General features: G+C 59.8%; 24 protein-coding genes and 1 tRNA gene. 8 read left to right on the top strand and 17 right to left on the bottom strand.

The window, feature by feature from the left end; translation table 11 throughout:
• Window positions 1-115: 115 nt before the first annotated feature.
• From AC2I9W_RS02520 to AC2I9W_RS02540, 5 genes are all read right to left on the bottom strand, one after another.
• A complete protein-coding gene (locus tag AC2I9W_RS02520) occupies window positions 116-1,558 on the bottom strand; it encodes an efflux transporter outer membrane subunit (protein ID WP_486408471.1) in 1,443 nt (480 codons plus the stop codon).
• Window positions 1,555-4,740, bottom strand: a complete 3,186-nt coding sequence (locus AC2I9W_RS02525) for an efflux RND transporter permease subunit (protein ID WP_486408472.1) — start codon at window positions 4,738-4,740, stop codon at window positions 1,555-1,557. The genes AC2I9W_RS02520 and AC2I9W_RS02525 overlap by 4 nt, the downstream gene beginning before the upstream one ends.
• A 14-nt stretch (window positions 4,741-4,754) precedes the next feature.
• Window positions 4,755-6,065: an efflux RND transporter periplasmic adaptor subunit gene (locus AC2I9W_RS02530; protein WP_486408473.1), complete on the bottom strand. Its 1,311-nt coding sequence runs from the start codon at window positions 6,063-6,065 to the stop codon at window positions 4,755-4,757.
• 311 nt (window positions 6,066-6,376) lie between these two features.
• Window positions 6,377-7,807, bottom strand: coding sequence for an MFS transporter (locus AC2I9W_RS02535; RefSeq protein WP_486408474.1), 1,431 nt, complete (start codon window positions 7,805-7,807; stop codon window positions 6,377-6,379).
• Window positions 7,800-9,008, bottom strand: coding sequence for a multidrug effflux MFS transporter (locus tag AC2I9W_RS02540; protein WP_486408475.1), 1,209 nt, complete (start codon window positions 9,006-9,008; stop codon window positions 7,800-7,802). The genes AC2I9W_RS02535 and AC2I9W_RS02540 overlap by 8 nt, the downstream gene beginning before the upstream one ends.
• 185 nt (window positions 9,009-9,193) lie before the next feature.
• On the opposite strand from AC2I9W_RS02540, the gene AC2I9W_RS02545 reads away from it, so the two are divergent.
• Window positions 9,194-9,859 carry an Lcl C-terminal domain-containing protein gene (locus AC2I9W_RS02545; protein ID WP_486408476.1) on the top strand — a complete coding sequence of 222 codons (666 nt, stop codon included), beginning with the start codon at window positions 9,194-9,196 and terminating at the stop codon, window positions 9,857-9,859.
• A 54-nt stretch (window positions 9,860-9,913) separates the two neighbouring features.
• Here AC2I9W_RS02545 and AC2I9W_RS02550 read toward each other — a convergent pair whose 3' ends face one another.
• From AC2I9W_RS02550 to AC2I9W_RS02565, 4 genes are all read right to left on the bottom strand, one after another.
• Window positions 9,914-10,819 carry an SDR family oxidoreductase gene (locus tag AC2I9W_RS02550; protein WP_486408477.1) on the bottom strand — a complete coding sequence of 302 codons (906 nt, stop codon included), beginning with the start codon at window positions 10,817-10,819 and terminating at the stop codon, window positions 9,914-9,916.
• Between the two features lie 183 nt (window positions 10,820-11,002).
• Window positions 11,003-12,019 (bottom strand): NADP-dependent oxidoreductase, encoded by a 1,017-nt coding sequence (locus AC2I9W_RS02555; RefSeq protein WP_486408478.1) that lies wholly within the window; start codon window positions 12,017-12,019, stop codon window positions 11,003-11,005.
• Between the two features lie 145 nt (window positions 12,020-12,164).
• Window positions 12,165-12,587 carry a PaaI family thioesterase gene (locus tag AC2I9W_RS02560; protein WP_486408479.1) on the bottom strand — a complete coding sequence of 141 codons (423 nt, stop codon included), beginning with the start codon at window positions 12,585-12,587 and terminating at the stop codon, window positions 12,165-12,167.
• Between the two features lie 113 nt (window positions 12,588-12,700).
• A complete protein-coding gene (locus AC2I9W_RS02565) occupies window positions 12,701-13,492 on the bottom strand; it encodes an SDR family oxidoreductase (protein ID WP_486408703.1) in 792 nt (263 codons plus the stop codon).
• Window positions 13,493-13,853: 361 nt separating this feature from the next.
• Here AC2I9W_RS02565 and AC2I9W_RS02570 point away from each other — a divergent pair, with 361 nt between their 5' ends.
• The 7 genes from AC2I9W_RS02570 (at window position 13,854) to AC2I9W_RS02600 (ending at window position 20,631) form a co-directional block, all read left to right on the top strand.
• Entirely contained in the window at window positions 13,854-14,159 is a 306-nt protein-coding gene (locus AC2I9W_RS02570) for a hypothetical protein (protein ID WP_486408480.1), read from the top strand.
• 103 nt (window positions 14,160-14,262) lie between these two features.
• Window positions 14,263-15,231, top strand: coding sequence for a class I SAM-dependent methyltransferase (locus tag AC2I9W_RS02575; RefSeq protein ID WP_486408481.1), 969 nt, complete (start codon window positions 14,263-14,265; stop codon window positions 15,229-15,231).
• A gap of 301 nt (window positions 15,232-15,532) precedes the next feature.
• Window positions 15,533-16,006, top strand: a complete 474-nt coding sequence (locus tag AC2I9W_RS02580; RefSeq protein ID WP_486408482.1) for a nucleoside deaminase — start codon at window positions 15,533-15,535, stop codon at window positions 16,004-16,006.
• A 111-nt stretch (window positions 16,007-16,117) separates the two neighbouring features.
• Complete coding sequence (locus tag AC2I9W_RS02585; protein ID WP_486408483.1) at window positions 16,118-17,338, top strand: cyanate transporter; 1,221 nt, start codon at window positions 16,118-16,120, stop codon at window positions 17,336-17,338.
• A 559-nt stretch (window positions 17,339-17,897) separates the two neighbouring features.
• Window positions 17,898-18,479, top strand: coding sequence for an FMN reductase (gene msuE, locus AC2I9W_RS02590; protein ID WP_486408484.1), 582 nt, complete (start codon window positions 17,898-17,900; stop codon window positions 18,477-18,479).
• A 45-nt stretch (window positions 18,480-18,524) separates the two neighbouring features.
• Window positions 18,525-19,508: a DUF1852 domain-containing protein gene (locus AC2I9W_RS02595; protein ID WP_486408485.1), complete on the top strand. Its 984-nt coding sequence runs from the start codon at window positions 18,525-18,527 to the stop codon at window positions 19,506-19,508.
• Window positions 19,509-19,605: 97 nt separating this feature from the next.
• Window positions 19,606-20,631, top strand: coding sequence for a methionine synthase (locus AC2I9W_RS02600; RefSeq protein ID WP_486408486.1), 1,026 nt, complete (start codon window positions 19,606-19,608; stop codon window positions 20,629-20,631).
• A gap of 181 nt (window positions 20,632-20,812) precedes the next feature.
• On the opposite strand, the gene AC2I9W_RS02605 is transcribed toward AC2I9W_RS02600, so the two are convergent.
• The 8 genes from AC2I9W_RS02605 to AC2I9W_RS02640 all read right to left on the bottom strand — a co-directional run bounded on the left by AC2I9W_RS02605 (window position 20,813) and on the right by AC2I9W_RS02640 (window position 26,747).
• Window positions 20,813-20,887, bottom strand: a tRNA-Val gene (locus AC2I9W_RS02605).
• Between the two features lie 16 nt (window positions 20,888-20,903).
• A complete protein-coding gene (gene dnaQ / locus AC2I9W_RS02610; RefSeq protein ID WP_486408487.1) occupies window positions 20,904-21,635 on the bottom strand; it encodes a DNA polymerase III subunit epsilon in 732 nt (243 codons plus the stop codon).
• A 154-nt stretch (window positions 21,636-21,789) separates the two neighbouring features.
• Window positions 21,790-22,128 (bottom strand): ISC system 2Fe-2S type ferredoxin, encoded by a 339-nt coding sequence (fdx, locus tag AC2I9W_RS02615; protein ID WP_486408488.1) that lies wholly within the window; start codon window positions 22,126-22,128, stop codon window positions 21,790-21,792.
• A 17-nt stretch (window positions 22,129-22,145) separates the two neighbouring features.
• Window positions 22,146-24,005 (bottom strand): Fe-S protein assembly chaperone HscA, encoded by a 1,860-nt coding sequence (hscA, locus tag AC2I9W_RS02620; RefSeq protein ID WP_486408489.1) that lies wholly within the window; start codon window positions 24,003-24,005, stop codon window positions 22,146-22,148.
• 93 nt (window positions 24,006-24,098) lie between these two features.
• On the bottom strand, window positions 24,099-24,617 hold the full coding sequence (gene hscB, locus AC2I9W_RS02625) for a Fe-S protein assembly co-chaperone HscB (protein WP_486408490.1): 519 nt from the start codon (window positions 24,615-24,617) through the stop codon (window positions 24,099-24,101).
• A gap of 151 nt (window positions 24,618-24,768) precedes the next feature.
• Window positions 24,769-25,092: an iron-sulfur cluster assembly protein IscA gene (gene iscA / locus AC2I9W_RS02630; RefSeq protein ID WP_486408491.1), complete on the bottom strand. Its 324-nt coding sequence runs from the start codon at window positions 25,090-25,092 to the stop codon at window positions 24,769-24,771.
• Between the two features lie 4 nt (window positions 25,093-25,096).
• Window positions 25,097-25,492, bottom strand: a complete 396-nt coding sequence (iscU, locus tag AC2I9W_RS02635) for a Fe-S cluster assembly scaffold IscU (RefSeq protein ID WP_158391444.1) — start codon at window positions 25,490-25,492, stop codon at window positions 25,097-25,099.
• 34 nt (window positions 25,493-25,526) lie between these two features.
• Window positions 25,527-26,747, bottom strand: coding sequence for an IscS subfamily cysteine desulfurase (locus AC2I9W_RS02640; protein ID WP_486408492.1), 1,221 nt, complete (start codon window positions 26,745-26,747; stop codon window positions 25,527-25,529).
• Window positions 26,748-26,882: the final 135 nt, after the last annotated feature.

Raw genomic sequence — 26,882 nt, forward strand, 5'->3', positions numbered from 1 at the left:
GTCAGAAATTCACATAAAAATCAGCCTCAATCGCTTTCCAGGCAAGTGAACTCAGCTATCAAAAAAAGAAAAGCCGCAGCCTTTCGAGCTGCGGCTTGAGTTCAGGGCATGGGCATCAACCCTGCGGATCACCCTCTTCTTCCCCACCCAGCGCCTTCCATAGAGTCACTCGATTGAGCTGCTCCGACAGGCGCAAGGCAATCAAGGTCTGCTGGGCCGCATAAAGGCTGCGCTGCGCATCCAGCACCGCCAGATAGTTGTCAACGCCAGCCTTGAAGCGGGCATTCGACAAATCAAACGCCTTTTGTGTATTGGCCACCATGCTGGTCTGGGCTGAAAGGCGCTCGCCCCACTGAGCACGATCGGCCAGCACGTCAGCCACCTCCTTGAAGGCCGTCTGCACGGACTTTTCATACTGGCTCACGGCAATGCGCTGGTTGCTCTCGGCCACCTGCACCGCCGCGCGGTTGCGGCCTCCGTCAAAGATCGGCAGCTTGACCAGGGGGATAAAGCTCCAGGTCTGGTTGTTGTTGCCAAACAGGCGATCGAGCTCATTACTGCCCGTTCCCACACTGGCTGTCAGGCTGATACTGGGGAACATCGCGGCACGGGCCGCGCCGATATTGGCATTCATGGCGCGCAGATTGCGCTCGGCCGCCTGCACATCGGGGCGCTTGAGCAGCACGGCCGACGGCAAGGGAACAGACACCGCCTTCAGGGCCGCCACCTCTTGTGGACCCAGCAGGGTCTGGGCATCTGGCAGCAGCTGAGTTGGGACTGCCCCCCCCACCAGCAATTGCAAGGCGTTTCGAGCCTTATCGACCTGAGAGGTATAGCTGGCTACATCGCCGCGTGCGGTATCCACTGTCGTCTGGTTCTGTGCCAGCACCAGCCCCGAGATAGCCCCCAGTTCATGCATCTTGCGCGTGAGCTCGAAAGCCTTGATGCGGCTGTCCAGCGTGTCTTTGGCCAATTGCAGGCGTGCCTGATCGGCGGCCAGCGTCAGCCAGGCCGTGGTCACATCGGCGACCAGGCCGATCTGCACATTGCGCTGGTTGTCTTGGCTTTGCAGAAACTGATGCAGCGATGCCTCACTGAGGTTGCGAATGCGACCCCACAGGTCCAGCTCATAGCTGACAAAGCCCAGTTGGGCCGAATACTGCTCAGTGATGCTGGAGCGGCCTGCCGTCGTCAAATCACCGGCCGTGCGCGTACGGCTGCCCTGCGCCTGAGCGGTGATGCCCGGCAACAGATCGGCTCTGGTGATTCCGTACTGGGCTCGCGCTTTTTCGATGTTCTCCAGTGCAATGCGCAGGTCACGGTTGTTGCTCAGCGCCAGCGCCACTACCTCACGCAACTGTGGCGACTGCAGCCATTGCAAAGCCTGCGCCTGCTGCAAGGCCGCATCGCTGGCCTGCACAGCAGGGCCATTGGCAGAAACCGTTTCGGGCACAGGCAGCACTGGCGTCTTGTGGGCAGGAGCCAGATTGCATCCGCCCAGCAAAGCGGCCATTGAAATGGCCGTGGCCACGGATAGATTCTTGTTCAGGCGCCTCATGCTGCGCTCTCCTTGTTGACTGCGGGCACTTCGTCATTGCGCGAGCGGCTCTTGAACCAGCTGCGAATCAGCAAAAAGAACACGGGCACCAGGAAAATGCCCAGCACCGTGGACGCCATCATTCCGCCCAGCACAGCCGTTCCAATGGCATTGCGCCCGCCCGCACCCGCGCCGGTACCGATGGCCAGCGGAATCACGCCAAAACCAAAGGCCAGCGAAGTCATCAAAATCGGGCGCAGACGCAGGCGCACGGCCTCGACCGTGGCGTCAAACACCTTCTTGCCCTGCTCCTGCAACTGCACGGCGAACTCCACGATCAGAATCGCGTTCTTGGAGGCCAGCCCCACCGTGGTCAGCAGACCCACCTGGAAGTACACGTCATTGCTCAGGCCTCGCGTATAGGTGGCCAGCAGTGCGCCCACCACCCCCAGCGGAACGGCCAGCATTACGGACAAAGGCACGGTCCAGCTCTCGTACAGCGCTGCCAGGCACAGGAACACAAACAGGATCGAGATGGCGTACAGCATGGGAGCTTGGTCGCCGGACTGGCGCTCCTGCAACGATGCACCGGTCCACTCATAGCCAATACCCTGTGGCAGTTGCTTGAGGATTTCTTCGACCTTCTTCATCGCGACGCCCGAACTCACACCCGGTGCTGCGCTGCCAATGAACTCATAGGCGGGCGCGCCGTTGTAGCGCATCAGCTGCGGAGAGCCATAGGCCCAGTAGCTGCGCGAGAACGCCCCGAAAGGCACCATCTCGCCACTCTTGTTGCGCACCGTCCATTTGGCAATGTCCTGGGGCAGCATGCGGTGTGGTGCATCGCCCTGAATATAGACACGCTTGACGCGGCCATTGTTCAAGAAGTCGTTCACATAGGTGCCGCCCATGGCGCTGGAAAGCACGCTGTTGATGTCGGTGTACGAAAGCCCCAGTGCAGCGGCCTTGCGATCGTCAATATCGAGTCGCAGTTCGCTGGCATCTTCCAGGTTGGTCACACGCACCGAACTCAGCTCGGGACTCTTGCGCGCCGCGTCTTCCACCTGCTTGCTGGCCGCTAACAAGGCATCGTGGCCCATGCCATTGATGTCCTTGAGCATGAAATTGAATCCGGCATTGGCACCTAGCCCCCGCACGGCAGGCGGGTTCATGACAAACACACGTGCATCGGCAATCGCGGCCCCCAGCTCCTTGGTTGCCCGGTGCGCCACCGCAATCGAGGCTTGCGAGGGCAAGGGCCGCTCAGACCAGGGCTTGAGGCGCACAAAGCCGCGTGCCGAACTCTGGTCGCCATTGAGGCCCGAGACCTGATTGAAGCTGATCACTTCGGGCTGCTTGAGCAGGTAGCTGCGCACGTCATCCAGCACCTGCTGCAGGCGGGCATCCGAAGCGCCCGATGGCAGATTCACACTGACATAGACAAAGCCCTGGTCCTCATCGGGCAAAAACGATGTGGGCAAGCGAGCCATCAGCAGCCATACCGCGGCGCAGATCGCCAAAAACACCAGCATCATGCGCTTGGAGCGGCGCAGCATATAAGCCACGCTTCCCTGATAACGCGAGGCCGTCAGCTCAAAATTGCGATTGAACCAGTTGAAGAAACGGTCATTGAGTCCCAGCAGCCCGGAACGAACCTTGCGCACCTGCGCTTCATGACCTTCCGAGCCATGACCACCATGCTCAGGAGCCTTGAGCAAGGTGGCGCACAAAGCAGGAGTCAGCGTCAGCGCAACAAACACCGAAAACGCCATGGCTGCCACAATCGTGATGGAGAACTGGCGATAAATCACGCCCGTCGAGCCGCCAAAAAAGGCCATGGGAATGAACACGGCCGACAGCGTCACGCCGATGCCCACCAGCGCAGGGGTAATTTCCCGCATGGACTGGCGCGTGGCTTCCTTGGGGGATTTGCCCGTCTCGTGCATCACACGCTCTACGTTCTCCACCACCACGATGGCATCGTCCACCAGCAAGCCAATGGCCAGCACCATGCCGAACATCGTCAGCGTGTTGATCGAATAACCGGCCACCGAGAGCACGCCAAACGTGCCCAGCAGCACCACAGGCACGGCAATGGCCGGTATCAGGGTGGCGCGGAAGTTCTGCAAGAAGATGAACATCACGATCACCACCAGCACCATGGCCTCGCCCAGGGCACTGACCACTTCCTGAATCGACGCCCGCACAAAAGGCGTGGAGTCCGAGCTCACAAAGTAGTCAATTTGATTGGGAAAGTAGGGCTTGAGCTCGGCCAGCTTGGCGGCCACTTCATCGGCAACCTGCATGGCGTTGGCACCGTCCGCCAAAATCACGCCCATACCGGCGCCAGGCATGCCGTTGAGCTTGGCCTGGACATTCAGGTTGTCAGCGGCCAGCTCCACGCGGGCCACATCGCCCATGGTCACCACCGACCCGTCGGTAGCCGACTTGAGCACAATGGCGCGGAACTGCTCGGGCGTCTGCAGCTTGGTGCGCGCTGTGATGGTGGCATTGAGCTGCTGGTTCTGCACGGCGGGCAAGGCACCCAGCTGGCCGGCAGAAACCTGCGCGTTCTGGGAGTTCAGCGCAGACACCAGATCGGAGGGCATCAGGCCGTATTTCTCCATCTTGGCTGGATCCATCCAGATACGCATGGCGTATGGTGAGCCAAAGACGTTGATGTCACCCACGCCTTCAAGACGGCCAATCACATCAACCAGATTGCTATTCAGATAGTCGCCGATATCCACCGCAGTAATAGCAGGGTCCAGCGAATAAAAGCTGTAGGTGACCAGAAAGTCCTGACCGCCCTTGTTGACGAACACGCCACGGCTTTTGACGGCATCGGGCAATCGGTTCAGGGCCGACTGCAGCTTGTTTTGCACCTGCACCTGGGCCACATCGATATTGGTGCCGGGAGCAAAGGTCAGTGTCGTGCGCGAGCGGCCCGAGGCGTCACTGGTCGAGCTCATGTAGAGCATGTTGTCGATGCCCTTGATCTGCTGCTCGATGATCTGTGTCACCGAGTTCTCCACGGTCTCGGCAGAAGCGCCGGTGTACTGCGAGGAAATCGTCACACGTGGTGGTGCGATGTCAGGGTATTGCTCCAAAGGCAGTGTCGATACCGACAACGCCCCGGCCAGCATGATGATGATGGAGATGACCCAGGCAAAAATGGGCCGATTGATAAAAAACTGAGCCATGTGCGCGCCCTGTCTTATTGCTTGGCAGCTGCCGCAGCCGGCTCACCCGCTGTGGCCTGAGCCGGTGGCTCGCCACGCACGCTCTTGCGTTCGGCCCTGGCCTTCAGGTCCACCTCTGCAGGCTTGACCTTGTCGCCACTCTTGGCACGCTGAAAGCCGTCCACCATGACGCGTTCTCCCGCCTGCAGACCGGACTTGAGCAGCCAGAAGGCACCAACAGCCCGGTCCACCTCAATCTGGCGCCTCTCTACAACATCCTCGGCGTTGACCACCATCACATTGGGCTTGCCCGCCAGATCACGGGTCACACTTTGCTGGGGTACCAACAAGGCATCCGCAGCCAGTGCCGTGGGCAGCAGCGCCTTCACATACATGCCAGGCATCAGCAGACCCTCCGGGTTGGGCACTTCGGCGCGCAGCGTCAATGTGCCCGTGGTGTCGTTGACGATCACGCCCGCGAAAGCCAGCTTGCCCGGGTGCGGATAGTCACTGCCATCGTCGAGTTGAATGCGCACGGGAATTTTGTCGCCCTCGACCTTCTGATAGCGCCCCGACTCCAGATCGCGCTTGAGCTGCATCAGCTCGGTGCTGGACTGGGTGAAGTCCACATACATGGGATCCAACTGCACGATAGTGGTGAGCGCTGCAGCCTGATTGGCCGTGACCAGCGCACCCGGCGTCACGGCAGACAGTGCAATGCGCCCGGCAATCGGCGCTTCAATGCGGCTGTACTTGAGGTTGATGCGTGCCGTCTCCAGATTGGCCATAGCTACAGCCACGTCCGACGCCGCCTGAGCAGCTGCAGCCTGGCTTTCATCGAAAGCCTGTTTGCTGATGGCATCAATCTTGACCAGCTCGGCATTGCGCCGTGCGGTGGCCGCGAGCGTACGCTGACTGGCTTGCGCCTTGGCGACAGCAGCCTTGGCACTGGCCTCAGCCGCGCGCAGCGATGCCGCATCAATCTGGTAGAGCTGCTGGCCTCGCTTGACCATCGCGCCTTCCGTAAACAGGCGCTGCTCAATGATGCCCGAGACCTGAGGCCGCACCTCCGCAGTCATGAAAGCACGCGTGCGTCCCGGCAAGCTGGCATCCAGCTGCTGATTCTGAGGCTGGAGTGTCACGACTCCGACCTGGGGCTCGGACTTGGGCGGCCCCTTGGGCTCTACCTCAGGCTTGGAGCAGCCTCCCAGCGCCGCTGCAATCAGCATGGCCCCCATGGCCAGCGTCCAGCGCTGTTGGCGATGACTTGGCCGGCTTGAACTGGATGGGCAAGAAAAATGCGCCTCTCGGCGCGGGCTCAGCGAAGCGGGCTGGTCAATCTTCATACGTGGGGCAGTCTGAACTAAAGAACTTGTCAACATTGTGCGCTGACAATATTAATCAAATGTAAAGCAGTGACCGGCGCGTCGTAATGCCAGTCTCTTGATGGCTTCGCGGCTCTTTGACAGGGAGGACTTCCGCCTGCAATGAACTTGCACCATCACACGAGATGAGCCATACAGCCCAAACGGCCACAGATGACTGCTGACACTCTGGCCCCCAGGCGTCTTGCTTTGGAAGATCCACTGCCGCCCCATCAAAATAGATAGCTTCGATCCATTGCTGTGCAATGGATCGAAGCCAATTCCACATCTATTCAGTTCACTGAGGCAGTGCGTACTCTGAGCACGCTGAAAATGCCGGCCATTGCTGCGAATCCACCAGCGACAGCCAGTGCCAGCACTTCGGCATCGCCACCATGCCCGCCCGAGATGGCAAAGATCGTCGCCAGCACTACGGCCCCCAACGTCTGCCCCGTCATGCGCGCAGAGCTGAGCATGCCGCCCGCCGCTCCGCTGCGCGACATGGGAGCCGACGTAACGATGGTGTGATTGTTGGGAGACTGGTACAGCGCAAAGCCGCTACCGGCCAGCAACATGCGCCAGACCATATCCCAGTGCGCCACATCGGCGGGCATGGCCGCCAGAAGCCACAGGCCGCAAGCAAACATGGCCATGCCAATGCCACCCAGCAGTCCATCGGGATATTTGCCAATCAGGCGGCCCGCCACGGGGGCCGTCAGCATGGTGGCCAGAGGCCAGGCCGTAATCAGCATGCCGGCCTCCATCGGCGATAGCCCTCTGACTTCCAGCAGCAAAAACGGCAAGGCCAGAAAGGAAAGCATTTGCGCGCAAAAGGCCGAGACCGAGCCGCACATCGACAGACGGAAGACGGGAATGCGCAGCAGATCCACAGGGAACAGGGGCGTCGCCTGATGCCACTGACGGCGCAGGTAGACGATGCCCACCAGCACTCCGGTGCCCAGCAGCCACCAACCCGACGGCATCAGGCTCTCTCCCACGTCCTGCGCTGGCTGGCCAAGACGCACGCCCAGTTGCTCCCCGCCCAGAAACAGCAGGCTGAACATCAGAATATTGAGCAGCACATCCAGTGCCGCGATCGGCTCGCCTGCCTTTCTCATCACAGGGTTGACGGGCAAGGCCTTGCGCCCTATCCACAAAGTCGCCAGGCCCAGGGGCACATTGATGGCGAACAGCCATGGCCAACTGGCCACTGACAAGATCGCGGCGGCCACCGAAGGCCCTGCCATGGACGAAGTCGCCACGACCAGCGAGTTGATGGCCATGCCTTGGCCCAGCTTGGCACGCGGATAGGTCAGGCGCACCAGCGCCGCATTCACACTCATGATGCCGGCAGCACCCATGCCCTGAAACACGCGCGCCGCAATCAAGGTGCCCAAAGAACTGGCCAGTGTGGCCGCTACCGAAGCCATGACAAACACCGCCATGCCCAGCAGGTAAATACGCCGGTAGCCCAGGCGCTCGCCCAGTGCAGCCAGCGGCAGCAACAGCACAAGGCCCGCAAGCTGATAGGCGTTGACCACCCACAAGGTCACGGATGAGCTGGCCTGCAGCTCTCGCGCAATGGTGGGCAAGGCCAGATTGACGATGCTGCTGTCCAGCACCGACAAGGTCAGCCCCAAAATGATGACCAGCATGGCGCTGCCTCGTGCGCCCTCCGGCAGGCCGTCATAAACCTGGGACGTCTGCGCTGCCTGCTCAGTCATGAGCGGCTCTCGCCTTGCTCGCAGATTTGCCTAGCGTGATCCAGGTCAGCGCCACGCCCACCAGCGCACCCAGCGCCATGCCGACCACCATGGGCAGGGGCTTGCCATTGGAGAAGTGACCCACGATCTGCATGGCGGCAGCGCCCGTCAGCATCTGCAGCGTGCCCAGCAAAGCCGAGGCCGTGCCGGCAATCTCGCCATGCTCCTCCAGCGCCAGCACCGATGTGGTGGGAATCACCAGCCCCATGAAAGCACTGGCAATGAAGTACAGCACAATGAGCACCATCAACTGCTCGCCACCCATGAGGTAGTAGAGCAGCAAAGCCGTCATAGTCACCCCAGAGGCAGAGGCTGCCGCCTTGACCACCTTGACCAGACCAAAGCGCTGGCCCAGTCGCCCCGTCAGCTGCGCTGCGCCGATAAAGGCAATGGAGTTGAGCGCAAACGCCATGCTGTACTGGGTGGACGAGAGACCGTAGTAATTGATCAGCACAAAGGGCGAGCCCGCCAGATAGACAAAAAAGCCGGCCATGGCACAGCCGCCAATGAACACCAGGCCCAGGTAATGCCAATCCCGCAGCAGGCTCAAATAGGCTTTGAGTGCTCCGCCCAGGCTGCTGTCCAGTCGCGCCTGAGGTGTGCGGGTTTCCTCCACGCCGCGCCAAGTGGCGATCAGACCCAGAACGGCAGCAGCGGCCACCAGCCAGAACACGGCGCGCCAGCCCGCAACGGCAATCACGCCACTGCCCGCCAGCGGCGCCAGAATGGGCGAGACGCTGAATACCAGCATCAGCAGCGACATCATGCGTGCGGCCTCATGACCTGTATGCAGATCACGCACCACCGCCCGCGGCACAGCCATGCAGGCTGCCGCCCCCAGACCCTGGGCAAAGCGAAAGGCCACCAGTGCCTCGATACTGGGTGCCAGTGCACAGCCCACACTGGCCGCAGCAAATACGGCCAATCCAAAGTACAACGGCGGCTTGCGCCCCACCATGTCGGAGACCGGGCCATAAAGCAGCTGCCCCACGCCAATCGAGAGAAAGAAGGCGGTCAGGCTGGCTTGCACCGCCCCCACTTGAGCACCCAGGCTGCTGCCGATTTGTGGCAGCGCGGGCAGGTACATATCAATAGCAAAAGGGCCAATGGCCGATAGCAGGCCCAAAATCAGAACCAGGCGCAGAGAAACAGAAGCGTGCATAGGAGCGTGATTCTCGCGGTAACTGCATTTGTTTGCTCTGCGCACGGCGGTTGCGAGCTCCGACAGAGTGAGCAACGCATCCGGTGGCCGTTTCAACTGCATGGCTTTTGCAGCTGTCTTCCAAGCAACAGGCCCGTCATCTGCTCCCACAATCTAGGCCACCTTGCTTTTTTGAAGATGCCGTGATGAATGCCTGCCATTTCTTTCGCCATTCGACCTGCTGGCTGCGCTTGCCGCCCTTTGCCAGCTTGCTGATGACTGCATGCCTGATTGCCCCCTCGGCCCATGCGCAGCCTACTGCGTCAGCACCTGCCTCCTATGCGGCGGCCTTTCAGTTGTCTGCCGACGCCAGCATGGTCATAGACCTGCGCGGCAAGCTGGCATGGCCTCGCTGCGTCGAAGGCATGGTCTGGAGCGGCAAGGCCTGTACAGGAATGGCCGAGGTCTTCAACTACAAGCAGGCCAGCGCCCATGCAGCACAGCGCAGCAAGACAGAAAGCCTGCGCTGGCGTCTGCCGCGAGTTGCCGAACTCAAGCGCCTGCTGGACCGCAGCAGCAAGCCCCAAGGCCTGAGCCCCGAGCTGTTTCCCAATGCGCCACGCGACTGGCACTGGACGGGCACGGCTGCCGTCAACGCCCAGCGGCTGAACAGCTACAGCTACGATCAGGTCAACAAATCGGGCAGCATCGCCAGCCTCTCGGCCCAGCAGGCCTGGGCCGTCAATACCGAGACCCTGCAGGCCGTGCCCGACATGGGCAAGGGCAATGCCTTACTGCTGCGTCTGGTGCGCCCTGCCACCGAGGCCGAGCTCGCTGCAGCCGCAACTCCTACTGCCACCGTCACACCATGAAAAAAGCCTTGCCGGCTGGGCAAGGCTTGATGAGCACATCCAGCGCCCTAGAGCTCAAGCGGCGCGCAGCGCTGCCTTGAGGTTTTCGCCCAACTCGGGCTTGTGTGCGAATGGGTCCGTCGGGTTGCGCCCCTGCACCACATCTTCCATGCGCACCTGCACCGAGCCCAGCGCCTGGGGGTGGCTGTAGATATAGAACTGCCCCGAGGCCATGGCATCAAACACCTTCTGCGCCACTTCAGCCGCCGTGACTTTGCCCGATCCGACCGCCTTGTCAGTCATGGCCTGGCCGATTTTCTGGCTGGGCGTCAGCGGCTGAGCCTCCAGTCCCTGAGGGCGGTTGCGCTCACTGTGGCCTATGCCTGTAGGCACAAAGTAGGGGCACAGCAAACTGGCGCTGACCTGATCGGACACCAGGGCCAGATCCTGGTACAGCGTCTCGGTCAGGGACACCACCGCATGCTTGCTAACGTTGTAGATGCCCATGTTCGGCGGTGCCAGCAGACCCGCCATGCTGGCGGTGTTGACGATATGGCCTTCATACGCCGGGTCTGCCTTGGCGGCCTCCAGCATCATGGGCGTGAACAGGCGCACACCGTGAATCACTCCCCAGACATTGACGCCCATCACCCACTGCCAGTCGGCCACGCTGTTTTCCCATACCAGCCCGCCCGCACCCACGCCCGCGTTGTTGAACACAAAATGCGGCGCGCCAAAAGTGGCTTTGACTTCGGCTGCCAGCTTCTCCATCTGCGCCGCCTCTGACACATCCACCTTGCGCGCCAGCACCTTGGCGCCTGCGGCGGTCAGCTCTGCCGCAGCTTTGTCCAAGGCTTCCTGCTGCACATCGACCAGCACCAGATTCATGCCCCGTGCCGCCCCAATGCGCGCGCACTCCAGGCCAAAGCCCGAGCCCGCCCCCGTCAAAACCGCCGTCTTTCCCGCGAAATTCGTGATCATTCTTGTCTCCGGATATTTTTTATAGGGGGATAGCGCCTGCAACTGGCGCACTCCAGATCAGAGATGCCAAGCAAGAGCCGCCTCGCTGCGAAGGCATCGTCCCCCTCCCGCATTGCGAAGCAAAGCGAGAGAGGGGGAAGGCGCAAAGCGCCTCAGGGGGTGATTCGTTTCAGCCTCAGGGGGTTAGATCAATTTCACCAGTTGCTTACCGAAGTTCTTGCCTTTGAGCAGCCCCAGAAACGCCGCGGGTGCAGAGGCCAGGCCTTGCGCAATCGTCTCGCGCGGCTTGAGCTGTCCGGCTGCCACCAGGCCACCCAGTTCGGTCAGGGCTTCGCCCCAGACCTCCATGTGCTCGCTGACGATAAAGCCTTCGAGCTTGATGCGGTTGACCAGCAACAGCGCCGGATTGGCCAGCGGCAGGGGCTGGCCGTCGTAGCCTGCAATCATTCCGCACAGCGCAATGCGCGCAAAGGCATTGGTGCGCAGCAGTACGGCGTCGAAGATATAGCCGCCTACGTTCTCGAAATAGCCGTCGATACCGTTGGGGCAGGCTTCCTTCAGGGCCTTGGCCATGCTCTTGATATCGGGGTTCTCGCGGTAGTCGATGCAGGCATCAAAGCCCAGCTCATTGACGGCATAGCTGCACTTTTCGGCCCCACCTGCAATGCCCACCACGCGGCAGCCTCGCGCCTTGGCCAGTGCCGCAAACGCGCTGCCCACCGCCCCCGTCGCTGCGCTCACGACCATGGTTTCACCAGCCTTGGGCTGGATGATCTTGACCAGGCCATACCAGGCGGTCACGCCCGGCATGCCCACCGCGCCCAGGTAGTAAGACAGCGGCACATACGTGGTGTCCACCCTTCGCAGCGCGCCGGGCTCGCTGGGATTGACCAGCGAATACTCCTGCCAGCCGCCCATCCCCACGACCGAATCACCAGCCTTGAACTTGGGGTGGCGGCTCTCGACCACCTCGCCCACTGTGCCGCCCTGCATGACTTCACCCAGCGGCTGGGGCTGGGCATAGCTCTTGGCATTATTCATGCGGCCGCGCATATAGGGATCCAGACTCAGATAGTGGTGGCGCACCAGCACCTGCCCCTCGCCCACCGTGGGCAGCGGCGACTGCACCAGCTTGAAGTTGCTCTCCTCCGCCTCCCCCTGGGGTCGGTTGTCCAGAAGGATTTGCTGATTGGTCGTCATCTCTTGTCTCCTGTATGAACTGTGAACTGAATCTCAACTTTCATAGCTGCCAGCGCATGCCAGGCATGTAACTGACAGCTATTTCACTGCAAAACCAAGGTACACCAAGCGCCATCAGCTCCTGAAACAGGAGTCAACAGCCTGTTCAATCCGTGGCCACTGGCCTGGCCTGCCCGCTCTCGCCGGGCTTGCGCTTCATGTACTTGAAGGTGCCCGTGGCGTGTACGCAAAGACGCCCTTGTTCATCGTAGATACGGCCTTCCGTGAACGCCATGGTGCCGGTGCGGTGCAGCAGCACGCCCTTGCCCACCAGGGGCCCGTTGGCCGCCTGCATGAACGAGGTCTTCATCTCAATGGTGACCGCACCCTGCTCGAAATCCACACTGCGCGCAGCCACGGCCATGGTCACATCCAGCAGCGTCATGGACGCGCCGCCGTGGGTGACGCCAAAGGAGTTCAAATGCTCGGGCCGCGGTGTGTAGTGCAGCTGTGACTGGCCGCCCTCTGCCTTGATGAGGACAAAACCGAGTTCATGCACAAAGGGAATATCTGGACCGAATGACAACACCGCAAAACCTTTCAAAAGCGTGAAGCGCCGCACTGTGCGAACGCCCAGCCGTGAATGTAAGCGCAGCCGCCCCTATCCAGGGTAAGCGTCTGTGCCAGCATGGCTCGCCCGCCTCAGCCTCCCACGAGGGCGCTCACGCCGCCATCCACGGCCATCCACTGGCCGGTGATGTGCTTGCCGGCATCGCTGGCGTACAGCAGGGTCAGGCCCTTCAAGTCTTCATCGTCACCCAGACGGCGCAGCGGCGCATGGGACTTCATTTCATCCTCGCCCAGCGTCTCGATCAGCACCGCCGCCATCTTGGTCTTGAAAAAGCCGGGGCAGATGGCGTTGACGGTGATGCCGTGCTCACCCCACTCGCCCGCCAGCGCGCGCGTGAAATTGATCACCGCGCCCTTGGAGGTGTTGTAGGCAATGGTCTTCATGCCTGTGGGGTTGCCGCCCAGACCGGCAATCGATGCCAGATTGATGATGCGCCCGCTCTTGCGCTCCAGCATGGACAGGCGCGCGATCTGCTGGCTCAGCAAAAAGTAGCCGCGCACATTGAGGTTCATCACCTTGTCCCAGGCCGATGTAGGATGGTCTTCGGCCGGAGCTCCCCAGCTGGCGCCTGCGTTGTTGATCAGGATGTCCACATGGCCCAGGCGCTGCACGGCCTCTTTGGCTAGGCGCGCTATATCGGCCTCGTCTGCGCAGTCGGCTGCAATCCAGTCGGCTTCAATACCAGCCGCCTTGAGTTCGGCCGCAGCTTCTTCCAGATCCTTGGCCTTGCGCGAGGTCAGCAAGACCCTGGCACCCGCCTCCCCCAGTGCATGCGCCATCTGCAGACCCAGCCCGCGTGAGCCCCCCGTGACCAATGCGGTCTTGCCCGAGAGATCGAAAAGTTGCTGCACCGTACGTGTCATTGCCATGTCTCCTGTTTTGCTATCAAGGGCCAAGCCCACCTTTGTCACCATTTGCCAGGCGGGCGTATCTAAAGTTGCGTGCCAAGCTCCATGAATTGTGGGGTGGGCTAGACAGCTGTGTTGTCACCTGCGTGTCGGCGCTGTCCCGCAAGTGGCAGTCCTGCCCACGCCCCAAGCTTCAGTCTGCAAACAGCGATTGCGTTGCGCCCCATTCCCTGGCTTCAATATCCAACAAGGTTCATGTCGCCATGTCTATAAAGAGCGTTCATGGAAATGGCACAAAAAATTTTCAACAACACTGGATACAAAAACAGATTCATACTGTATATTTTCACAGTCAAAACACTGTGGATATATGGACATGCAAGAAGCCCATTTCACCGTCTCTCTTTGCGACTACCCTGAGCTGCCTGAGGACAAGCGCCAGCAAGCCGAGGCCCGGTACGCCCGTGTACTAACCCGTCAACTTGGCGGGGAAGAGCAGGTGGGAGAAGCCCTGTCTCTGGTACAAGGCCTGGAAGACACCCCGCCAGAGGAAATTACCGAGGAAGCCAAGCTCACCTTTCAGCGGTGGATGAAAGCAGCCCGCGCAGCTGCCGAAGCCGCCCTGCAAGGCATTGGCGGCACGGAAAGCTGCTTTTTCGATGTGCGGCGAATTTATCACTGAGTGATCACGCCGATACAGCCGGCGAAAATGCCAAAAAACAGGGGGCCGGCCGGCGCCGCAAGCCTACACTTGCGGCTTGTTTGATCGCGTGACTGTTTCTCCTATGCAAGCCCTGCTAGCCGCCATTGCCCAGATGCCCTATTGCACCGATGCCCAGCGCATCTTTCACGGCCGCGGCGGCCGCTATCCGGGCTGCGAGCAAATATCGCTGGACGCCTTTCCACCTGTCATCGTGCTGACCAGCTTTGCGCCTTTGGATGAGGCGCAGCTCGCTCAGATCAGCCAAGCACTGGAGCAGCGCTGGCAGCAGATTGCCCCGGCAGACCAGCCTCTTGCCTGGGCCTTTCAGACCCGTGAGGCCGGTGGCAAGGTCGAAACCCGCGTCATGAGCGGCGCCCTGCCCGAGCCGCATGTAGTCACCGAAAACGGGGCCCAGTACCTCGTTCACATTGCACGCGGCCAGAACCATGGCCTGTTTCTGGACATGGCCGCCGGCCGCAGCTGGGTGCGCCAGCAGGTACTGGGCCATGAGCGCCCCACTCGCATGAAGGTGCTCAACCTGTTTGCCTATACCTGCGCCTTCTCCGTCGTCGCCAAGCTGGCCGGGGCTGGGCAAGTGCTCAATATGGACATGAGCAAGGGAGCGCTGGCCACGGGCCAGCACAACCACCAGCTCAACGGCGTCAAGGCCGGTGCCAGCTTTGCCGCGCATGACATCTTCAGCAGCTGGGGCAAGATCAACCGTTCGGGCCCTTACGACCTCATCATCGTGGACCCGCCCAGCTACCAGAAGGGCAGCTTTATCGCCACCAAGGACTACGCCCGCCTGATGCGCCGCCTGCCCGATCTGCTGGCGCCCGGCGGTCAGGTGCTGCTGTGCCTGAACGCACCCGAGCTGGGAACAGCATTCTTGCGCGAGCAGATGAACGAGATTGCCCCCGAGCTGCAGTTTGTCGAGCGCCTGGCCAATCCGCCCGTGTTTGCCGATGTGGATGAAGAGCGCAGCCTCAAGGTACTGGTCTATCGCGCCCCCACACTGGCTGAAGCCGAAGCCCTGGCCGAAAAAGCGTAAGTCACAACTCATCGCAGCGCCTCTCACAACCGCCATCAGGTCATCGGCCCAGCGCTGCCAAGGCAGCCCTGCAACCATCAAGGCAATAAAGCTTTGCGTCGCAGTTCAGACCGCCACGCTACAACAGGTGTACTCTGCCTTGCCGCCGCAGCCAGCTCCCCTCGCACTTTGTGACAGGAAGGCGCGTCTGCCGCTCAAACCTTTGCTACGGCAAGGTGCATGCTCCCCCGCCTTCAAACTCAAGCCTTTTTAGCCTCTATCGCTTATATATCAAGCGCTGGCAGCTATATTTTTCATAGTCATGCAAGAGATCTCCAACATCCACCAGAAACTGATGCGTCAGGCAGTTGACCTGGCCCATGCCAACCGCCTTCAGGGCGGCCGCCCGTTTGGCGCCGTGCTCGCCCAAGGCAATGAAGTCATTGCCACCGGCGTCAACAACATCATCGCCAGCCATGACCCCAGTGCTCACGCCGAGATGGAGGCCATTCGCGCCGGCACGCACAAGCGCGCCAATCCCAGTCTGGCCGGCCTGTCCATCTACGCCAGTGGCCACCCCTGCCCCATGTGCCTGGCTGCGCTGGTCATGAACGGCGCCGAGCAGGTCTTCTTCGCCTTTGACAACAACGATGCTGCGCCCTATGGGCTCTCCAGCGAAGGCACCTACCAGCGCCTGCGTCTGTCACTGACACCGCCGCCTCTGCCCATCATCCGCATAGACACCGGCATCAGCGCCGCTCAGCTCTATGGCGATGCGCCCTGGCCCGCTGCCTGAGTCGCGCCCCCAAAACCATAACAACAGACAGGGCTGCAGGCCGATGCGAAGAGCCAATCCGCAAGCGCAATTTCGCGAGCGTCTTCAGTTACTCGGCTGCCGCAGTGCTTCATGACACCCACAACCTCCGCAACGCAACGCATCTCACCCCTCCTGTGGCTGACCGTGGTGGTGCTCATCACCATCAATCTGCGCCCGTTTCTTTCCGCGCCCGGCCCGCTGGGCCCGCTGATCCAGCAAGCCACGGGCATGGATCTGCGCAGCTTCTCCTGGCTCACACTGCTGCCTATGGTGCTCATGGGGCTGGGCGGCTGGCTGGCCCCATCAGTCCTGCAGCGACTAGGCGCACGTCAGCTCATCGTCGGCTCTCTGGCACTGATCGGACTGGGCTGCGCCTTGCGCATCGCCGGCGCCAGCACGCCCGTGCTCATCGCCACCGCTGGCCTGTGTGGCGTGGGCGTGGCCATGGTGCAAAGCGTCCTGCCGGGGCTGCTCAAGCGCCAGTCTCCCCACAACGTGGCCTTCATGATGGGTCTGTACTCCGCAGCCCTCATGGGAGGCGGCGCCTTTGGCGCGCAGCTCTCACCGCTGGTCCTTCAGTGGGGCCTGAGCTGGCAGGCCTCTTTGGCCATGTGGGCCGTGCCCGTGGTCATTGCCCTGCCGCTGGCCTGGTATGTGCTAAGCCATATCGGCCTGTCCGGCCCATCCGCCGCTCAGAGCAGCCAGAACGTTCCCAGCGACACCGGCTGGCTGATGCGCCGCCGCCGCACCTGGCTGCTGGTGCTGAGCTTTGGTCTGATGAACGGCGGCTATGCCTCCACCGTGGCCTGGCTGGCTCCCTTCTATCAGATCCACGGCTGGACAGCGACACAAAGCGGCACCCTGGTCGCCATTCTCTCGGTAGCCCAGGCAGCATCGGCCCTGACCATGCCTGCACTCGCGGCACGCAGCGCAGACCGGCGCCCCTGGATCATTCTGGCCCTGCTGCTGCAAGCAACGGGCTTTGCACTGATGGCGCTATGGCCCACGGCCGCGCCTACGCTCAGCATCGTGATTCTGGGTCTGGGTCTTGGCGGCTGCTTCTCGCTTTATATGCTGGTGGCGCTGGATCATCTGCCCTCGCCCACACAGGCTGGCGCGCTCAACGCGCTGATGCAGGGCGGCGGCTTCATTCTGGCCGCGCTGGCCCCGTGGATCGTGGCGCAGTTGCAGCTGCTCAGCGGCAGCTGGGCAATGGGTTGGCTCTATCAGGCCGGCATTGCCCTTGTGGTGTGCCTGATGGTGGCTCAATTCAACCCCAAGAAATACGCACAGGCCATGCGACAGCCTTGACAGAGACCAGCTTCCGGTCTTTCCGGAGGCTGGCTCCGATGAGTTTTTAATGCGCTTAGAGAGCGCTTTCCACCTCACATACAAGTCACAGAGATCCCACGACATTCCCTGCCGGGGATGATCTCGGTCATTGCGAAACAAACAAACCGTAGCTCGGCCAGCGCCAGCCGAGTACGCAGCCCTCCCTCATTTCTGCCTGAGAAGCACTCAGCAGAGCAGACCGCCGCGCCCTTGCTGACGCCAGATATGCAGCCGCCTCTTGCTTTTCCAAGCTGGGCCTGACACGGGTTACCTCACCCAAACTCGGCGGTTGCAGCGATGAGATCTCCTTGCTTGCCCTGCGCACCGGCTGTTGCAAGTCATACACCACCATCAATGAATCAATCAATGATCCATTTTCATGATTCCATGAAATAAGACCATTTTACTTCATGTAAAAGCATCCATAACATTCGCTTTCAATACGACTCACCAGCAGTTCCTCTTGCTGTCAAAGCCTTGCTTCCATAGGGGAAGCGGCAGCCAAAGGGATTGCTTAGCCAGACTTGTGAAAGCATCCATGACCCATCCACTCAAGGTAGTAGCGCTTTGCGGCGGACTGCAGCGCCCCTCCAAATCGGCTGCTCTGGCAGAGCACATGCTCGATCTGATCTCCGACAAAGTGCCATGCCAACAGCAGTTGATCGAAATGGGACTCGTCGCCCCTCAGCTGGCCGGTTCGGTCTGGCGATCCCAGTTGCCGGGCGCTGTGGAGCAGCAATTGGCAGCAGTCGAGCAAGCCGATGTACTGGTCGTGGCCAGCCCCGTGTTTCGGGGCTCTTACCCCGGTCTTTTCAAGCATTTTTTCGACTTGATTCATCAGGACGCTCTGATCGACAAGCCTGTCTTATTGACCGCCACCGGAGGCAGTGAACGCCATTCCCTGGTCATTGACCACCAGTTACGCCCCTTGTTCAGCTTCTTTCAGGCGCGCACCTTGCCGCTGGGCGTCTATGCCACCGACAAGGATTTTGTGGACTACCAGCTCCACAGCGAAGCCCTGAGAGAGCGCGCTGAGCTGGCAGTTCTACGCGCCCTGCCCTTGCTGCAATTGGCACGCCGCACAAAGCCCGCCAAAGCCAAAGAGTTGCTTGCGGCCTGAGCCAAGCAGCACCTTCCTCCATAACCACCCATTCTCTGGATCGTCATGAACACCGAACTTCGCTTTGCGCTCAAGAGCATTTGCTTTGATGAAAACTACCAGCCCGCCAGCACCACGCGCCTGACCACCAACTTTGCCAATCTGGCCCGTGGTGCAAGCCGCCAGCAGAATCTGCGCAACACACTGCGGATGATCAACGATCGCTTCAATGACTTGGCGCATTGGGACAATCCGGCAGGAGATCGATACGCTGTCGAGCTTGAAATCATCTCGGTCGAGATGTCTTTGGATGGCCAAAGCAATAAGGCGCCCTTTCCTCTGATTGAGATCCTGAAGCCCAGCATTCTCGACAAGAAGACCCACAAGCGCATTGACGGCATTGCGGGAAACAGTTTCTCGTCCTATGTGCGCGATTACGACTTCAGCGTGCTGCTTCCCGAACACAACGCCCATCGAAACGAGTTCAGCACGCCAGACAACTTTGGCGAGCTGCATGGCAAGCTGTTCCAGCAATTTGCCAATTCAAGCGCCTACAAACAGCGCTTTGCCAAGCCGCCAGTCATCTGCATCAGCGCTTCCAGCAGCAAGACGTATCAGCAGACGGGCAACCAGCACCCGGTGCTCGGCGTGGAGTATCAGCAAAACGAGCTGTCCTCCACCGACCACTACTTCGCCAAGATGGGAATGAAGGTGCGCTTTTTCATGCCACCCAATAGCGTTGCCCCTTTCGCCTTCTACTTCCATGGCGACTTGCTCAACGACTACACCAATCTGGAGCTGATTGGCACGATCAGCACCATGGAGACCTTCCAGAAGATTTACCGCCCCGAGATTTACAACGCCAATTCAGTCGCTGGCCAGCGCTACCAGCCCAGTCTGAAAAATCAGAATTACTCGCTGACGCAGATCGTCTATGACCGGGAAGAGCGCAGCCAGCTGGCCATCAAGCAGGGCAAGTTCACGGAAGAACATTTCATCAAGCCCTACAAGCACCTGCTGGAACAGTGGACTGCCAGCGTCGCGCTCTAAAGCAGCCAAACAAGCAAGTGCAGCCCTCGCACAGACGGCACCGTCTTGACCGGCCAGCACTTGCAACTCTCATGTTGATTGAAAAGGAATCTCTCTGATGTTCGAAACCTCCATTGCCGGCAGCCTCCCCAAACCCGCCTGGCTGGCTGAAACCAACAAACTCTGGCCTCAGTGGAAGGCCGAAGGAGATGCACTCCTTCAAGCCAAGGCCGATGCCACCTTGTTGTGGATCAAGGCGCAGGAAGACGCAGGGCTGGACATCATCTGTGACGGTGAGCAATCGCGTCAGCACTTTGTTCACGGCTTTCTCGAACAAGTCGAAGGCATCGACTTCGACAACAAAGTGAAGATGGGCATCCGCGACAACCGCTACGACGCCATGGTGCCGCAAGTGACTTCGTCCCTGCGCCTGAAGGGCCGCGTGCACGCTTTCGAAGCCCAGCTGGCTCGCGCCCACACCCAAAAGAAGTTGAAGTTCACCTTGCCCGGCCCCATGACCATCGTCGATACCGTGGCTGACCGCTTTTATGGCGACAAGGTCAAGATGGCTTTCGCCTTTGCCGAGCTACTTAACCAGGAAGCACTGGCCCTGCAGGCCGATGGCGTGGACATCATCCAGTTTGACGAACCTGCTTTCAACGTCTACATGAAGGACGCTGCCGACTGGGGTGTGCAAGCACTGGAGCGTGCAACCCAGGGCCTTAGCTGCACCACGGCTGTTCATATCTGCTACGGCTACGGCATCAAGGCCAATACCGACTGGAAAGACACCCTGGGCGACGAATGGCGCCAGTACGAAACCGTGTTTCCAGCGCTGGCCCGCAGCAGCATCGATCAGGTAAGCTTGGAATGCATTCACTCGCATGTGCCGCCCGACCTCATGAAGCTGCTGGAAGGCAAGGATGTGATGGTTGGCGTCATCGATGTGGCCAGCGATGTGATCGAGACCGCCGAGGAAGTGGCCGACACCATTGAGCGAGCACTGGAGTTCGTGCCCAAGGAAAGACTGTTTCCTTGCACCAATTGCGGCCTGGCCCCCATGGCGCGCAATGTTGCCTGGGCCAAATTGAAGGCGCTCGCAGAAGGCAGCAAACTTGCCAAGGAGCGCCTGACCAAGGCCTGACATCATTCGCTGTACACCTGCGCAGCCATACCATGACGAAATAAAGCAAGCATGGTCGACGCAGCCCGAGGGACACTGAGTAAGAGAGGGCAAACTCTCTTATTCCTCGCCCATGCTCGGTCTCCAAAACAAAAACGGCTTAGAGAATTTCTCTAAGCCGTTGCTTGTATTGCAATAAATTTGGTGGGTGATACATGGATCGAACATGTGACCCCTGCCGTGTGAAGGCAGTGCTCTACCGCTGAGCTAATCACCCGATGGGGCTTATTGTATCAAGGATTGGCGCTCTCATTTTCAAAGCTTCGCCAGACGGTTTTACCACCGCTGGATTTGTCCATCTGCGTGAGCACATCATTATGCGCTTGCAACTCTTGCTCGTTGGCACGCAGCACAGGCAGCTTGAAGCTTCTCAGATCGATCGAGGGAATCACCAGGGATCCCGTCGTCGGTGCGTCGCCAGAGTCCTCGCTCATGAGCAAGGCGTCTTGCCCGCGCGTGAGATTGATGTAAACGTCCGCCAGCAACTCTGCGTCCAGCAAAGCGCCGTGCAGCGTACGACTGGTGTTGTCCACGCCCAGGCGATCGCACAGCGAGTCCAGCGAGTTGCGCTTGCCGGGGTACATCTCCTTGGCCATGACCAAGGTATCAATCACCCCGCCAATGCATTGCTTCAGTGGCGGGCGCTTGGCCAGCTTGAGCTCATTGTTCAAAAAGCCCAGGTCAAACGGCGCGTTGTGAATGATGAGTTCTGCGCCCTTCAGATACTCCCAGATCTCATCGATCTTTTCCTCAAAGCGCGGCTTGTCTTTCAGGAACTCCGTAGTGATGCCGTGCACACGCAGCGCATCAGGGTGGCTATCGCGGCCGGCATTGAAATACAGATGAAGATTGTTGCCAGTGAGCTTGCGGTTGACCAGCTCGACACAACCCAGTTCGATCAGTCGGTCGCCATCAATGGCCGACAGACCCGTCGTTTCCGTATCCAGAACAATTTGGCGCGACATTCAATTTCTCTCCGTTAAGGCAACAACACGCCAAAACTGACACAACTCAACTCAGGACACCGAGCAAGAGCCGCCTCGCGGCGAAGGTGTCGTCCCCCATACCTAGCGCGCAGCGCGCAGAGAAAAGGGGAAGGCGCGTAGCGCCTCAGGGGGTTCAGTGATTTTCCTTAGCGTGATTAATGGAGTACTTGGGAATCTCCACCGTCACATTTTCACGCGACAGAATAGCCTGGCAGGACAGGCGAGATTGCGGCTGCAAGCCCCAGGCTCGGTCCAGCAAATCTTCCTCTTCTTCTTCCGCCTCGTTCAAGGAGTTGAAGCCTTGCTTGATGATGACGTGGCAGGTCGTGCAGGCGCAGCTCATGTCGCAGGCGTGCTCGATGTTGACACCGTTATCCAGCATGGCTTCGCAGATCGAGGTGCCAACCGGCGCTTCGATTTCCTTGCCTTCGGGGCAGTATTCGGCATGAGGAAGAATTTTGATGATGGGCATATTGTTCTGCTTATGAATTAAATGGAGTTCAAGTCTTTACCGGCCAGCGCCTTTTGAATGCTGCGATTCATGCGTTCGGCGGCAAACGCCTCTGTTCCCTTGGCCAGTGCCTGGGTTGCATTTTCCACCACGGCAGGATCATCGCTACCCACTGCAGCACGCAGCGCAGCCATAAGGCCATCAATGCTGTCACGCTGCTCGGCACTGAGCACATCGCCATCCGCATCCAGCGCACTTTGCGTGGCCAGCAGCATGCGATCGGCATCGACACGTGCCTCAACCAGCGCGCGGGCCTTCATGTCTTCCTGCGCGGTCGCAAATCCGTCCTGCAGCATAGCTGCCACCTGATCGTCGGACAGACCGTACGACGGCTTGACGTTGATATGCGCCTCCACACCACTGAGCTGCTCCTTTGCGCTGACGGACAGCAATCCATCAGCATCGACCGTGAAGGTCACGCGAATGCGCGCCGCACCGGCTGCCATGGGAGGAATGCCACGCAGCTCAAAGCGTGCCAGCGAGCGGCAGTCCGCCACCAAGTCGCGCTCGCCCTGCACCACATGAATGGCCAAGGCGGTCTGACCATCCTTGTAGGTGGTGAAGTCCTGTGCACGCGCTGTAGGAATGGTCTCGTTGCGCGTAATAATGCGCTCGGACAGGCCTCCCATGGTCTCCACACCCAGCGACAGTGGAATTACATCCAGCAGCAGCAGATCACCTGCGGTGTTGTTGCCGGCGAGCTGATTGGCTTGAATGGAAGCACCCAGCGCCACCACCTCATCGGGATTGAGATTGGTCAGGGGCTCGCGATCAAAAAATTCGGCCACGGCCTGGCGAATCTGCGGCATGCGGGTGGAGCCACCGACCATGACCACGCCCTGCACCTCATCACGGCTCAGGTCTGCATCCTTGAGTGCACGGCGCACGGCGGACAGGCTCTTATTGGTTAAGTGAGCAGTCAGCGCACTGAATTCCTCACGTTTGACATCAAAAGACACTGAACCAGAGGACAGGTCAGCGGTAAACGCTACGATTTCTGAATCCGTCAGCGCCTGCTTGCACTGGCGGGCAGCCAGTCGCCACAGCGTTTTGTCTGCCGCGCTTTGCAGTTGCACGCCCGTTTTCTCTGCCACAAAGGCCGCCAGCGCATCGTCGTAATCGTCGCCGCCCAGCGCGGAATCGCCACCGGTGGCGATCACCTCAAATACACCCTGAGACAGGCGCAGCACGGAGATATCAAAAGTACCACCGCCCAGGTCATAGACGGCATAGACGCCTTCTGCCGCGTTATCAAGGCCATAGGCAATGGCAGCCGCTGTAGGCTCGTTGATCAGGCGCAGCAGATTGATGCCAGCCAGCTTGGCCGCATCCTTGGTCGCCTGACGCTGGGCATCGTCAAAATACGCGGGCACGGTGATGACGGCGCCATACAGGTCATCATCAAACGTGTCTTCGGCACGAAAGCGCAGCGTAGCCAGAATTTCAGCGCTGACCTCCACCGGCGTCTTAGCTCCATCCACGGTTTCGATGGAAATGACGCTGCTGTCATCGCGCTTGAAGTGATAGGGCAGATTTTCTGGCGCCTCGATATCACCCAGGCTGCGGCCCATGAAGCGCTTAACAGAGCTGATGGTGTTGGCAGCATCCTGCGCCTGCGCGGCCTTGGCATCAAAGCCAATCTGGCGGCGCCCCATCTCCATATAGCGCACCACCGAAGGCAGAAGCACTCTGCCCTGATCGTCAGGCAGGCACTCGGCCACGCCATTGCGAACAGCTGCGACCAGAGAGTGCGTAGTACCCAGATCGATACCGACTGCAATACGTCTTTGATGAGGATCGGGGGATTGGCCGGGCTCGGAAATCTGCAAAAGCGCCATGGAGTTCTTCTTTTGAAATATCAGAGGCCAGTGCGACTGGCCTGCTCAAAATGGATGTGGTCTCGACGCATTGTCGAGAACCTTGCTCGGGTTCTATTGTCCCAGTTGATCGCGGCGGCGATCGACATCCTGCGCAAATCGCGCAACAAACATGAGGGCTCTAACCTTCTGTACGGCCGCAAGAGCATCGCCTGCCTCGTCGAGTAACTGCCCGCAGGCTGCCAGCATCTGCTTTTTGGCCTGCAGCACCTCGTCGTCCAGGGCATCCAGCTCTTGCGCGCTGCTTGCGTCCTCCAGCGCTTCGCGCCACTCCATCTGCTGCATCAAAAAAGCTGTCGGCATGGCCGTGTTGTCTTCGGCGCGCACGGGGGCGCCTGCCAACTCGCACAGGTAGGCTGCGCGCTTGAGCGGATCCTTGAGCCTTTGATACGCCTCGTTGATGCGTACCGACCATTGCATGGCCACGCGCTGCGCCGCCGCACCTTGCGCCGCAAAGCGGTCGGGATGGGCTTCTCGCTGCAGCTCTTTCCAGCGTGCGTCGATCTGGCTGCGCTCCTGCGCAAACTTGCGCGGCAGGCCAAACAATTCAAAATCGTCAGATTGCAGATTCATGACATTAAAAAACCGCCTGCAGCAAAGCTGAGGCGGCTTCCTTCACTCAAAACCAAGGAGCTGACTAAAAGGCCAGAGACACCGAGCAAAAGCCGCCTTACGGCGAAGGTGTCGTCCCCTCAGGGGAAACCGCAAAGCGGCTCAGGGGGAGTCAGACTCTAAAGCTCTCACCACACCCGCAACGATCACGCTCATTGGGGTTGTGGAACTTGAAGCCTTCGTTCAGGCCTTCGCGCACAAAGTCTAGCTCGGTACCATCGATATAAGCCAGGCTCTTGGGATCGATCAGCACCTTGACGCCGTGACTCTCGAACACGATGTCTTCTGGCTCAGCGTCATCCACGTATTCCAGCTTGTAGGCCAAACCGGAGCAGCCCGTGGTCTTGACCCCCAGGCGGACACCAATCCCCTTGCCGCGACGCGAGAGATAGCGATTCACATGACGGGCAGCCGCCTCAGTCATAGAAATAGCCATGGCTTCAGGCTTCCGTGGTGGTGCGCTTTGCGCGGTAGTCGCTCACAGCCGCCTTGATGGCGTCTTCAGCCAAGATGGAGCAGTGAACCTTAACGGGAGGCAAAGCCAGCTCTTCAGCAATCTGGCTGTTTTTCAGCGCAGCAGCCTCGTCTAGTGTCTTGCCCTTGACCCACTCTGTTACCAGAGAAGAGGAGGCAATTGCCGATCCACAACCGTAGGTCTTGAAACGTGCATCTTCAATCACGCCAGTGGCGGGGTTGACCTTGATCTGCAGCTTCATCACGTCGCCACAAGCGGGCGCACCAACCATGCCGGTGCCCACGGAGTCGTCACCCTTGTCGAACGAGCCCACATTGCGGGGGTTTTCATAGTGGTCAACTACTTTGTCAGAATAAGCCATGGTGTCTACCTCTTGAACTCTTTGTAATCTGTGCTTAGTGTGCAGCCCATTGAATGGAACTGATGTCGATGCCGTCTTTGTACATCTCCCACAAAGGGCTCAGCTCGCGCAGCTTCAGCACGTTCTCGCGAATCGTCTTGATCGCGTAATCAATTTCTTCTTCAGTCGTGAAGCGACCAAAGGTCATGCGCAGCGAGCTGTGTGCCAACTCGTCGCTACGGCCCAGGGCACGCAACACATAGCTGGGTTCCAGGCTTGCGGAAGTGCAGGCAGAGCCCGAAGACACAGCCAGCCCCTTGATACCCATGATCAAGGACTCGCCTTCCACATAGTTGAAGCTCATGTTCAGGTAATGGGGCACGCCGTGCTCCATGTCACCGTTCACAAATACCTGTTCCAGGTCCTTGAGGCCATTGAGCAAACGATCACGCAGTGCCTTGGCGTGTGCCAGATCCTTGCCCATTTCGTCCTTGGCGATGCGGAAAGCTTCGCCCATGCCAACGATCTGGTGAGTTGCCAGCGTGCCAGAGCGCATGCCGCGCTCATGACCGCCGCCATGCATCTGAGCCTCCAGTCGCACGCGGGGCTTGCGACGCACATACAGAGCGCCAATACCCTTGGGGCCATAGGTCTTGTGTGAAGCCAGGCTCATGAGGTCTATGGGCATGCTCTGCATGTCCAGCTCAATCTTGCCAGTAGCCTGTGCAGCATCCACGTGGAAGATGATGCCCTTCTCACGGCAAATGGCGCCGATAGCGTTCAGGTCCTGAACCACACCGATTTCATTATTCACCGCCATCACGCTGGCCAGAATGGTGTCGGGGCGAATCGCGGCCTTGAACATTTCCAAGTCCAGCAAACCGTTTTCCTGCACATCCAGGTAAGTGACTTCAAAGCCCTGACGCTCCAGCTCACGCATGGTGTCCAGCACAGCCTTGTGCTCGGTCTTCACAGTGATCAGATGCTTGCCCTTGCCCTGGTAGAAGTTGGCTGCGCCCTTAATCGCAAGGTTGTCAGACTCGGTCGCACCACTGGTCCAGACGATCTCGCGAGGATCCGCGCCAATCAGATCAGCCACCTGCTTGCGTGCCTTCTCGACAGCTTCTTCAGCTTCCCAGCCCCAGGCGTGGCTACGCGATGCGGCATTGCCAAAATGCTCACGCAGCCAGGGGATCATGGCGTCAGCCACGCGGGGATCCACAGGAGTGGTTGCACCGTAGTCGAGATAAATGGGAAAGTGCGGGGTCATGTCCATGACTGGCTCGTCTAGTTTTTGGCTGTCAGATCGTGAGGGAATCGATGCGCGCTCAAGGCGCTATCCGAGCAAAGGCACATGCCGCACAGCCATGCATGGCGCTCTGCTCTGAAAATCGGAAATGGTTCATTCCAC

The sequence above is a fragment of the Comamonas sp. FUJ_7 genome, assembly GCF_057369555.1.

What these genes read in the sequence shown, in the direction of transcription:
- AC2I9W_RS02640 (WP_486408492.1), bottom strand. Translation starts at nt 26,747, where the DNA reads ATGGACATGACCCCGCACTTTCCCATTTATCTCGACTACGGTGCAACC.
- hscB (WP_486408490.1), bottom strand. Translation starts at nt 24,617, where the DNA reads ATGAATCTGCAATCTGACGATTTTGAATTGTTTGGCCTGCCGCGCAAG.
- msuE (WP_486408484.1), top strand. Translation starts at nt 17,898, where the DNA reads ATGACCCATCCACTCAAGGTAGTAGCGCTTTGCGGCGGACTGCAGCGC.
- AC2I9W_RS02600 (WP_486408486.1), top strand. Translation starts at nt 19,606, where the DNA reads ATGTTCGAAACCTCCATTGCCGGCAGCCTCCCCAAACCCGCCTGGCTG.
- AC2I9W_RS02575 (WP_486408481.1), top strand. Translation starts at nt 14,263, where the DNA reads ATGCAAGCCCTGCTAGCCGCCATTGCCCAGATGCCCTATTGCACCGAT.
- AC2I9W_RS02555 (WP_486408478.1), bottom strand. Translation starts at nt 12,019, where the DNA reads ATGACGACCAATCAGCAAATCCTTCTGGACAACCGACCCCAGGGGGAG.
- dnaQ (WP_486408487.1), bottom strand. Translation starts at nt 21,635, where the DNA reads ATGTCGCGCCAAATTGTTCTGGATACGGAAACGACGGGTCTGTCGGCC.
- AC2I9W_RS02550 (WP_486408477.1), bottom strand. Translation starts at nt 10,819, where the DNA reads ATGATCACGAATTTCGCGGGAAAGACGGCGGTTTTGACGGGGGCGGGC.
- AC2I9W_RS02525 (WP_486408472.1), bottom strand. Translation starts at nt 4,740, where the DNA reads ATGGCTCAGTTTTTTATCAATCGGCCCATTTTTGCCTGGGTCATCTCC.
- AC2I9W_RS02520 (WP_486408471.1), bottom strand. Translation starts at nt 1,558, where the DNA reads ATGAGGCGCCTGAACAAGAATCTATCCGTGGCCACGGCCATTTCAATG.
- AC2I9W_RS02545 (WP_486408476.1), top strand. Translation starts at nt 9,194, where the DNA reads ATGAATGCCTGCCATTTCTTTCGCCATTCGACCTGCTGGCTGCGCTTG.
- AC2I9W_RS02585 (WP_486408483.1), top strand. Translation starts at nt 16,118, where the DNA reads ATGACACCCACAACCTCCGCAACGCAACGCATCTCACCCCTCCTGTGG.
- AC2I9W_RS02565 (WP_486408703.1), bottom strand. Translation starts at nt 13,492, where the DNA reads ATGACACGTACGGTGCAGCAACTTTTCGATCTCTCGGGCAAGACCGCA.
- iscA (WP_486408491.1), bottom strand. Translation starts at nt 25,092, where the DNA reads ATGGCTATTTCTATGACTGAGGCGGCTGCCCGTCATGTGAATCGCTAT.
- AC2I9W_RS02530 (WP_486408473.1), bottom strand. Translation starts at nt 6,065, where the DNA reads ATGAAGATTGACCAGCCCGCTTCGCTGAGCCCGCGCCGAGAGGCGCAT.
- AC2I9W_RS02580 (WP_486408482.1), top strand. Translation starts at nt 15,533, where the DNA reads ATGCAAGAGATCTCCAACATCCACCAGAAACTGATGCGTCAGGCAGTT.
- iscU (WP_158391444.1), bottom strand. Translation starts at nt 25,492, where the DNA reads ATGGCTTATTCTGACAAAGTAGTTGACCACTATGAAAACCCCCGCAAT.
- AC2I9W_RS02595 (WP_486408485.1), top strand. Translation starts at nt 18,525, where the DNA reads ATGAACACCGAACTTCGCTTTGCGCTCAAGAGCATTTGCTTTGATGAA.
- AC2I9W_RS02570 (WP_486408480.1), top strand. Translation starts at nt 13,854, where the DNA reads ATGCAAGAAGCCCATTTCACCGTCTCTCTTTGCGACTACCCTGAGCTG.
- AC2I9W_RS02535 (WP_486408474.1), bottom strand. Translation starts at nt 7,807, where the DNA reads ATGACTGAGCAGGCAGCGCAGACGTCCCAGGTTTATGACGGCCTGCCG.
- hscA (WP_486408489.1), bottom strand. Translation starts at nt 24,005, where the DNA reads ATGGCGCTTTTGCAGATTTCCGAGCCCGGCCAATCCCCCGATCCTCAT.
- fdx (WP_486408488.1), bottom strand. Translation starts at nt 22,128, where the DNA reads ATGCCCATCATCAAAATTCTTCCTCATGCCGAATACTGCCCCGAAGGC.
- AC2I9W_RS02540 (WP_486408475.1), bottom strand. Translation starts at nt 9,008, where the DNA reads ATGCACGCTTCTGTTTCTCTGCGCCTGGTTCTGATTTTGGGCCTGCTA.